We start from the raw sequence: 9360 nt of genomic DNA on the forward strand, positions 1-9360 counted from the left end.
CATGCCATCCTCATCATGGATCAGGCTGGCTGGCACATGTCCAACAATCTCGTCGTGCCCGAAAACATTACCATCCTACCACTCCCGCCGAAGTCCCCAGAGCTGAACCCAGTCGAAAACCTCTGGCAGTTCATGCGTGAGAACTGGCTCTCAAACCGGGTCTTCAAATCCTACGACGACATCGTCGATCATTGCTGCGATGCTTGGCGAAAGCTTCAGAGCCAGCCCTGGCGCATCATGTCCATCGGTTACCGAAAATGGGCGCATGAGTTCTAATCAATGAGCGCTGGTATTAATCCAATGGGTACAGAAACCTGACGGTTCAACAAGTGGACCCACTTTGTTGGGAGCCGTCAAGTTCAAGGATATCGATCAATCGGTTTGGCTTGTTGATATTCTCGCACACACTACCGTCATGCCAGCCAACGGCCTATCCGGTTGCTGCAGAGGAATCGAAGCCAACCAACCCTTACGCAAGGTCTACTGGTCTACTTGACTGAGAGCAGTCGTTAGCCCCCTACCCCGATGAAGCTGCTGAGGTTGCTAAATTTCGCTTGGACAGCGATCCTATGTGGTCAGACTCGATCGGTTCAATAGTTTTCCAGATACCATTCGACGAAGCGGCGAACGCCTTCCTCGACCTCGATCTTCGGCTTGAAGCCTGTCAGCGCGACCAGCAGATCCGGGACGGCATAGGTGCGGTGCACGTCGCCGGGTTGCATCGGCAGCATGTGGCGGATCGCCGGCTTTCCAAGCGTCGCTTCGATCGTTTCCACGAAATGCATCAGTTCGACCGGCTGGCCGCCGCCGATGTTGACGACGCGGAAGGGGGCGTTCTTCGACAAGGTGTCGATCACCGTGTCGGAGACGATCCGGTTTTCCTCCGACGGCACGACACCGATCAGCCGCACGATGCCTTCGACGAGATCGTCGATATAGGTGAAGTCGCGGCTCATTTTGCCTTCGCCGTAGATCTCGATCGGCCGATCATGCTTCATGGCGTCGACGAACTTGAAGAGCGCCATGTCGGGGCGGCCCCAGGGTCCGTAGACCGTGAAGAAGCGGAAGGCGGTCGTCGGGATGTCGAAGAGATGGGCGTAGCTGTGCGCCATCAACTCCATGCTCTTCTTCGTCGCCGCGTAGATCGTCATCTGCTCGTCGGCCTTGTCGCTTTCGGCAAAGGGGATCTTTTCGTTCGCGCCGTAGACTGACGAGGTCGAGGCGAGCAGCAAGTGCTTCGGCTTCAGCGCCCTTGCCAGTTCCAGCACGTTGAACGAGCCGGTCACGTTCGAATCCACGTAGGATTTCGGGTTCTCAAGGCTGTAGCGAACGCCCGCCTGGGCGGCGAGGTGGACGATCACTTCCGGTTCGGCCAGTTCGGCTGCCTTTTCCAGTGCGCCCTTGTCTTCCAGCAGGCCCGTCACGGCCTTGAAACCGTTCGAGCGGGACAGGATGGCTACGCGCTTCTCCTTCAGCCTCACGTCGTAATAGGGCGTCATGCCGTCGAAGCCGACGACGAAATGGCCTTCGTCCAACAGGCGCTTGGCGAGATGGAAGCCGATGAAGCCGGCGGTGCCGGTGATGAGATAGCGCATGATCAGCCTTCCGAAGTTGCCGCAAGATCCATCGCCGGCCTGCCGACGGATGTGTAGGTGAAGCCATGCTTGGCGATTTCGTCGCGACGATAGATGTTCCTGAGGTCGACGAGCAGCGGCGCCTTCATGATCGACTTCAATCGCGCAAAGTCCAGCGCGCGGAACTGGTTCCATTCGGTGACGATAACGACTGCATCCGCGCCCTTGGCAGCGCCATAGGCATCTTCGGCATAGGCGATGCCGTCGATCACCTTGCGGGCATTCTCCATGCCCTCAGGGTCGTAGCCGATGACTGTCGCCCCCGCATCCTGCAGCGTCTGGATGATGGAGATCGCCGGGCTGTCGCGCATGTCGTCGGTGTTCGGCTTGAAGGTGAGGCCAAGCACGGCGATCGTCTTGCCGCGGACTTCGCCGCCGAGTGCTGCGATCACCTTGCGTCCCATTGCGCGCTTTCTGGCGTCGTTGATCGAGATCGTCGTCTCGATCAGGCGCACGGGGCTGTCATAGTCCTGGGCAGTCTTCGCCAGCGCGAGCGTGTCCTTCGGAAAGCACGAGCCGCCATAGCCGGGGCCGGCATGCAGGAATTTCGAGCCGATGCGGCCGTCGAGGCCGATGCCGCGCGACACTTCCTGGACGTTGGCGCCGACTTTTTCGCAAAGATCTGCCATCTCGTTGATGAAGGTGATCTTCATGGCGAGGAAGGCGTTGGCGGCGTACTTGATCAACTCCGAGGTGCGGCGTTCGGTGAAGAGCAGCGGCGCCTGGTTGAGGTAGAGCGGTCGGTAGACTTCGGTCATCACAGGGCGGGCGCGATCGTCGTTGAGGCCGATTACGATGCGGTCAGGGCGCTTGAAGTCCTCAATGGCGGCTCCTTCGCGCAGGAATTCCGGATTGGAGACGACGGCGACGTCGGCATCAGGGTTGGTCTCGCGGATGATGCGCTCGACCTCGTCGCCGGTGCCCACAGGGACGGTCGACTTGGTGACGATGACGGTGAAGCCTTTGACATGCTCGGCGATCTCGCGGGCGGCGGCATAGACGTAGGACAGGTCGGCATGGCCGTCGCCGCGGCGCGATGGCGTGCCGACGGCGATGAAGACCACATCGCTCGCAGCCACGCTTTCCCTCACATCGGTCGAGAAGGACAGGCGCCCGGCGCGGACGTTGTCGGCCACCAGATGCTCGAGGCCCGGTTCGAAGATCGGGATCTCTCCGCGCTTCAGCGCATCGATCTTGCCTTCGTCCTTGTCGACGCAGATCACGTCATGACCGAAATCCGCAAAGCAGACCCCGGATACCAGACCGACATAACCCGAACCAATCATCGTGATGTGCATGAAAATTTCCTAAGTTATTCCGAAAATAGAACTCAGCAATACTTTAACTATGTCAAATAATCTTCGAAAGGCGTGCATGAGGTCGAATTCGGAAGAGGTTTGCAATTAAAACCGGAATGCCAGTCATCCGCGAAAAGGCTGACTGATAGACACTATGATGTTGCGTCCACTGCCAAAGTCTTATCTATTGGTCTCCGCCTGCCAAGTTGCATTATAGGTCTTTCTATAGTGAAAAATCCAATCAATGAGACCGTTGTGACCAGCGCTGTCATAACTGGCAAAGTCCATGTCATTACCCCAATAGCAGGAGCGGCTGAAAAAAGCCAAAAAAGAAAAATAGCGTGCAGTAAATATATCCCATAGGTGGCCTCACCAAGCACTCTCGTAGCGTGCCATTTGAGCAGACCCCAAAAGCTTGCGCCGCCCACGATCAAAAGAAACAACAGAGCTATTTCAACAAACTGTAATGCGCCATAGGTCCTGACCGGTACGGATAAATTCATGACCAGTAAAAACGAAGCAAGCAACGAGCCGAATGGTTCGGCACAAAAACGCCGCCAGTTGCTGTATTCAGAGAATTCGTAGACGATCATACCCAAAGCGAATGGTACTGCGTACGTTAGTTTTAACCAGGAAACCCTTGCGTCTGGGAAAGACATTCCAAGAAAAATTAATGCAACAATAATAAATATTCTTAATATCTTGGATTTGATAAGCGTAACAAGTAGCGCAAGCACAGGTAAAATTAAATAAAATAGCCATTCGTATCGCAGAGTCCAGGTAATTTTTGCGATTATCAAATCGGTGTTGGAAAATCCGTTGATGTCAGGCGAGCCGAATATCGTAAATGATGTCCATGCAATTAATGATGAAACAACTGAAACAAAGGGGACATTTAAATGGAAGCCTGTGAAGCTAAATGCAGTGAATATCACGAGCAAAACAGCTATCATATACATGGGAGTGAGCCTCAGCAAACGACCAAAATACAGGGATATCCAATCAAGGTTCCCCTGCTTTAGCATAATTTTCCCGTAGAAAAGATAAGCTGTGATCATAAAGAATATGGTGACTGATAGGGGACCTAGATTTCGGAAAAATACATTGCTCGGCTCCTGCCAAAGACCGCTAGTTACGCGAGAAGCGTGAATGGAAAAGTGATGGACGACAACACCAAGAGCAAGAAACCCTCGTGCTCCATCGATAGTCGCCTCCCGTTGCCCACTCGATAGCCTTAGATTAAATATTGCACAATATCCTGCCACTAAACTTAGCGGAATGAAAAACGCCGCAGCAACGATAAAGATAGTCAACAAAATTAGCTCCTATCTGAAACTTTTCCATAGTTGTCACAGCTCGCTACGCAAAGCAACCAAGGGCTGGTTGGGTCGAGTTAGTTTTGATGCAGAAAGCTCACAGCGATACTGCGCCGATCTGATGGATCGAGTACGGAGACAGTCGCCTATAAAGACTGGCTTCGCCGTCGATTGCCAGCAGTCCATGAGGTTGATGGTTTTCTGCTGGTCGATCTCAAAAAAAGCGATATCCCAGACGGAAGCCCAGATGAAATCAGGATCGCTGGAATGGCTTCGATTAGCTGAGGCGCTGGATGTTTGGTAGTTCAAGCGGCTGATTGCGTGACAGGCGCTCCGATGCCGGGAATTCGGATCTGGTGGCAGTTACAACCTAATTCCGCAAACAAAAATGTCAGTTAATTGTTTAAATCGATCACCCGAGGGGGTGTCGAGCAGATATTCTGCACTGTGAATATCGGCGCTAGTTTTCTCTTAACGCGCTTCGGCGGGATCGAGGGATCATTGAGGTCGATCTCAAACATGAATGAACAATCGTTCCAGGCATTATCAACCGTAACGATCTGCGTTTCTCCCGGCGACAGCAGAATACTCAATAAGTTTGTGGACCGCGGCATGAGGTCATCGGGCCAGGCATATAGTTTGTATATGGGGGACATCCCTGCGTTTTTAATGCTGACCTCATCTGCGTGAGCCGACACAGCCGTCAGCGTCAAAACCATGGAAAAGATTAGCAATATACGCATATGTGTTGCTTTCGACTGAGAAGTGACCCTGCGCTTCCATCGGGAGGTGACCCGCCTCTTAGATATGTTCCGCGGCGGCGGTGGTGGTCAAGTTCCCATTCGTTTTCTTGATGGTTTTGGGTACCGAAGCTAGCGCTTTCCTAACAGTGGACAAAAAGATTGCCCAGCCGCCACGAGAAGTGGGATTCTCGGGCTATCCGCGGGGTCTGTCCTGCACCGAAAATCCTTGCTCGGCCGGCTATTGGCGATTGCCGACGTTTATGGTCCGCTCGTCTCCGAGCGCGTCTATAAAGAGCCATCCCGCCTGCGGAGGTTGTTGCCTCGACAGTGAGTGAAAGCGGGGCGGCATTTCGACGCTGCATTGGTCGAAAATCAATCACCAGTTCGTCGATCCCCAAATAGCGCATCTCCGCAGGTCTTGAGTTTCCGTCAAAGTGGTTTGTGGCCAACTTCTTCGTGCGCCGAGGTTGCTTGATCCGGTCTCGGCCCCCGGAGGGGGCGAGACTTCCGCAACAAGGTCACGATGCAGCAGTTGATATTACAATCCACGCCCCGCGCGAGGGGCGACCGCGCGGAATGGAAGAGCTGGTTAAGAGCTTCACCGTTTCGACCCACGCCCCCGCGAAGGGGCGACCTGGAGTTCTAAGGAATCATAAAAGCGGAGAAAAGTGCCAGTTTGCCGCGCTGTTTTCTCGTTTCAATTTTAGACTCTTCATGAAGTACCGACAAACGCATTCCGTAGAGGTCGCCGCGTCAAAAGCGTCGATCAGCCGAGCCACGGCATACCGCCTCGACAAGGAGGTACAACTGCCATCTCAGAGCAAAGCGCCGCGCGGACGCCGCCGCCCTGATCCCTTAGAGCCGATATTCGAGACTGAAGTAGTCCCGCTGCTGAAGGCCGCACCCGGCATCCGTGCCGTCGCGGTCTACAACGAGATGCTGCGCCAACATCCAGAACTCTCTGAAGGTATCCGCCGCACGCTTGAACGACGCATCCGGTCGTGGCGTGCTGTCCATGGCGAAGCGCAGGAGGTCATCTTCCGCCAGATGCACGAGCCAGGCCGGCTGGGCCTTTCGGATTTTACCGACGCCAGCGGTCTTGGTGTGACCATCGCCGGCCAGCCGCTTGATCACCTGTTCTATCACTTCCGGCTTGTCTGGTCGGGCTTCGAACACGCTCATGTCATTCTCGGCGGCGAAAGCTTTGTCGCGCTGGCTGAAGGGCTTCAAAATGCCCTGTGGTCCGTGGGCGGTACGCCGCTCTATCATCGGAGCGACAGCCTGTCGGCGGCATTCCGCAACCTCGACGCGGATGCGATACGATCAGCTTTGCTCCCATTATCGAATGACGCCGACGCGCAACAACAAAGGCGTCGCGCATGAGAACGGCTCGATCGAAAGCTCCCATGGCCATCTCAAGAACGCTGTTCATGATGCCCTTCTGATGCGGGGGACCAAGGAATTCGACGACCTCCTCAGTTCTTACCGCGCCTTTGTCGACGAGATCGTCAGCCGTCGCAACGCTGCCCATGGCAAGCGCATTGATGCAGAACGATCTCATCTGCAGGCGCTGCCCGAGCGCCGGACCACGGACTTCGAAGAGATTGTCGTCACGGTGTCCCGGACGGGCGGCTTCACCTTGCGCAAGGTCTTCTACACCGTGCCATCCCGCCTGATCGGCCACAGGTTACGAGTTCGCCTGTTCGACGATCGGCTGGATGTCTTTGTCGGCGGTACGCATCTGATGACGTTGCGCCGAGGACGCGGCCACCCCGACGGGCGGCACGATCAGGTCGTCAACTACCACCACGTCATCCATTCCCTGCGCAAAAAGCCGATGGCGCTCCGCGGCCTCGTTTATCGCGACAAGCTCTTCCCGCGTCAGGAATATCGCAAGGCCTTCGAAGCCCTGACCGAACATCTTCCCGATAAGCAGGCTTGCAAGATCACCGTTGAGCTTCTGGCATTGGCGCATGACCGCGGTTGCGAACGCGAACTTGCCGAAGAATTGGCCAGGACCCTGGACGCCGGCGATTTACAGGATCTGGTCGCCATGCGAACGCTCTTCGGTCCGGACCCAGCCAAGCTGCCGACCGTTCATGTGCAACTCGCATCGCTCAACGGTTATGAGGCCCTGATCGGGACGGGAGGAGCCGCATGAAGAACGCCCACGTGATCGACGAAGCACGGCTCGCCATAATGGACTAATCCGTACGGTGCAACGACGGGTGAAAGGCTGGCGTCGCGATCGCGCACATACAATGATATTCGGAATCGAGCCTGGCGAAGACGAACAACTACCAAAGCTCAGCAGGGCGTAGGGAGCATTCTGGTGAGGCAATATACTATCCGTACGGGAGCATTCTCCCAGGAGGCAATACGAATCTCACTTAGATTGCCGCGCTATAAGAAATCGACGACCAGGCTCTGGGCGTAGCACGTAAGGTCGCGGATGACATTGCCGCCGTGCTTGATCGTGCTGGCCTGCGGCGCCCCATTCTCCTGCATGGGGTTGACGCTACTGTGTGGCCCTTCGTCGAACTTGCACGCCAACGTCGCTGGTCCACCCGGGCCGGTATAGAAGACGGCAAACACCTCAAGGATGGGACGATCGCCACCGATAACGCTGCCCTTGTGGCGGACGCCGTCAAGATTTTCCGTGGAACGTCTGCTGACTGATCCGCACTTGGTCACCAGCGCTCATCCAGATACGAAAATTCAAATACCACCTGTTGCTCGTTTTGATTTGAGGTTGTTGATTTTCGTGAATTTAACCCAGTTTTGCGTTTGGCCTGTGACCCAACCAAAAATTTGAACCGTCGATCTTTTCAAGGCATTGCATCTGTTCAGGCGGGTTAGCACAAAGTGGCAATCGGGGTCAAAATCTCGCAGAACTCAACATGCAGCGCTTCTGCTGACGAAATCCCGCGCCGGAATTGCTTGCACATTCATCGCGCTGCTGTTTCTTGCTCCCTATATGGCCATGAACTGGAGCAATGAGCGTAAGACCGATCTCGGCAGCAATACGCTCGGCCGCCGCAACCCCGTCCGCTGGGCGATTGCCAGCATCGTCATCCTGGCAGTCTTTCTCGTTCTGGGCGGTCAGGTCCTTCTGCGCGCACAGGTGCGCGGTTCGGACGATGGACGATTCTGCATTTTGCCCGGCATCTTTCGCGCTTTATCCGATCACTATTTGGTCGGCACCGGTTTCGGGACATTTCAATGGATATTTCCCGCCTACCGGGATCCGGGCTGCGGCATCTGGGGGGTGTGAGATCGTGCGATCTCGAAGGGGCACTAAATCTCGGCGTCATTTTTCCAATCGCCCTTCTTTTTGGCCTTATAGCTCTGGTGTTTTTTCTTTGGGAAGGTCTGAAGAGCCGCAAGAAGCTGCGGCAGGTCTTCTTCGCTGCACTGATGGCGCCTGTCGCTTCCATCGCCATTGGAAGAAGACCCGTTTCGTAGCGCGCAATCAGCCAATCAGGCCCGCAGTTCGGCCTTAGGGCAAAGCTGAGGCATCAAGCCCAGCCTTTTTAAATATGGCAATCTTGTCTGCGGACACCGATTGAGCGACCTCGCGAAAATACGGGGCGAGATTGCTCCCAACGTTTTTGATCGCGGGCACGATCTGAAACGCGTTGCCATTCTCGAGGACGATCTTGATATCACTTTCAACAGAGATTTTGGCAGCTTCCAGCGTGGCAGCACTGGCCTGATTCCAGAAGGCGAAACGCGCTAGGATGATATCCTGGTCGGCTGGCGCCATGAGGACGGATTCGCGCATGAAGGCAGCGAGCTCGGCCGGTCGCTCGGCCACCGCCCGCCGGATCAAGGCGAGACGAAGCCAATAGTTTCCATTGGTCGGCGTGCACGAAATGGCATGCACGAAATAGCGATCGCCGCGGGACATGGCGTCTGCCCATGCGTCATAGTCCTGACTTTGATTCTGGCGATCGAGATCAGCAAGAATGACCGTCGCGCCGGCGAGAACAATATCCGAGCGGCAATATTCTCCGGAAGTCACGTTGTCGGCGAGCCTGACGTACCTATTCAGCACATCGGCTGAAACAAGCTCACCCGCTTGCAGTTTCTGTGCCAACGGGAACAGGCTGCCAAAATGGGCCGTCTGCTTCAGCTGCAGCGCGCCCATCGCCAGAAAAACGACGCAAGCAATTCCGAAGGCGACCAAAGAGACACTATAACGACGATGGCTATGCTGCTTGGTCCTATGCCTCGTGGTAGTATGACGTGTATCGCGAGTAGTAATATTCACTTGAGCCATAGGTCCGGTACAGCTTCATCTTTTCGGTATCGACCTTGTTGAGGATGATACCAGCACATTTGTCGACGAGATCCGGCTCGGTCAAAA

General features: G+C 55.3%; 6 protein-coding genes and 2 pseudogenes. 4 read left to right on the forward strand and 4 right to left on the reverse strand.

Annotation, left to right across the window (positions count from 1 at the left end; genetic code table 11):
- A partial coding sequence (locus tag EV561_RS36125) for a transposase (protein ID WP_207910668.1) occupies nt 1-276 on the forward strand: 276 nt, incomplete at its 5' end.
- A 314-nt stretch (nt 277-590) separates the two neighbouring features.
- On the opposite strand, the gene EV561_RS36130 is transcribed toward EV561_RS36125, so the two are convergent.
- From EV561_RS36130 to EV561_RS36140, 3 genes are all read right to left on the reverse strand, one after another.
- Nucleotides 591-1595 (reverse strand): NAD-dependent epimerase, encoded by a 1005-nt coding sequence (locus EV561_RS36130; protein ID WP_132528654.1) that lies wholly within the window; start codon nt 1593-1595, stop codon nt 591-593.
- Between the two features lie 2 nt (nt 1596-1597).
- The gene (locus EV561_RS36135) at nt 1598-2932 is read right to left on the reverse strand and encodes a UDP-glucose/GDP-mannose dehydrogenase family protein (protein WP_132528655.1); all 1335 of its coding nucleotides are present in this window, start codon (nt 2930-2932) and stop codon (nt 1598-1600) included.
- Between the two features lie 152 nt (nt 2933-3084).
- Nucleotides 3085-4245 (reverse strand): acyltransferase, encoded by a 1161-nt coding sequence (locus tag EV561_RS36140; protein ID WP_165928051.1) that lies wholly within the window; start codon nt 4243-4245, stop codon nt 3085-3087.
- Nucleotides 4246-5705: 1460 nt separating this feature from the next.
- On the opposite strand from EV561_RS36140, the pseudogene istA reads away from it, so the two are divergent.
- The 3 genes and pseudogenes from istA (at nt 5706) to EV561_RS36155 (ending at nt 8265) form a co-directional block, all read left to right on the forward strand.
- Nucleotides 5706-7152: pseudogene (gene istA / locus EV561_RS36145) on the forward strand (IS21 family transposase).
- A 242-nt stretch (nt 7153-7394) separates the two neighbouring features.
- Nucleotides 7395-7670, forward strand: a pseudogene (locus EV561_RS36150) (3-keto-5-aminohexanoate cleavage protein); the annotation flags it as partial.
- A gap of 298 nt (nt 7671-7968) precedes the next feature.
- The gene (locus tag EV561_RS36155) at nt 7969-8265 is read left to right on the forward strand and encodes a hypothetical protein (RefSeq protein ID WP_207910669.1); all 297 of its coding nucleotides are present in this window, start codon (nt 7969-7971) and stop codon (nt 8263-8265) included.
- 225 nt (nt 8266-8490) lie between these two features.
- Here the strand turns inward: EV561_RS36155 and EV561_RS36160 are convergent, their stop codons facing one another.
- A complete protein-coding gene (locus EV561_RS36160) occupies nt 8491-9180 on the reverse strand; it encodes a hypothetical protein (protein WP_207910670.1) in 690 nt (229 codons plus the stop codon).
- Nucleotides 9181-9360: the final 180 nt, after the last annotated feature.

The organism is Rhizobium sp. BK376 (genome assembly GCF_004341625.1).
Lineage (GTDB): Bacteria > Pseudomonadota > Alphaproteobacteria > Rhizobiales > Rhizobiaceae > Rhizobium.

What these genes read in the sequence shown, in the direction of transcription:
- EV561_RS36135 (WP_132528655.1), bottom strand. Translation starts at nt 2,932, where the DNA reads ATGCACATCACGATGATTGGTTCGGGTTATGTCGGTCTGGTATCCGGG.
- EV561_RS36130 (WP_132528654.1), bottom strand. Translation starts at nt 1,595, where the DNA reads ATGCGCTATCTCATCACCGGCACCGCCGGCTTCATCGGCTTCCATCTC.
- EV561_RS36155 (WP_207910669.1), top strand. Translation starts at nt 7,969, where the DNA reads ATGGCCATGAACTGGAGCAATGAGCGTAAGACCGATCTCGGCAGCAAT.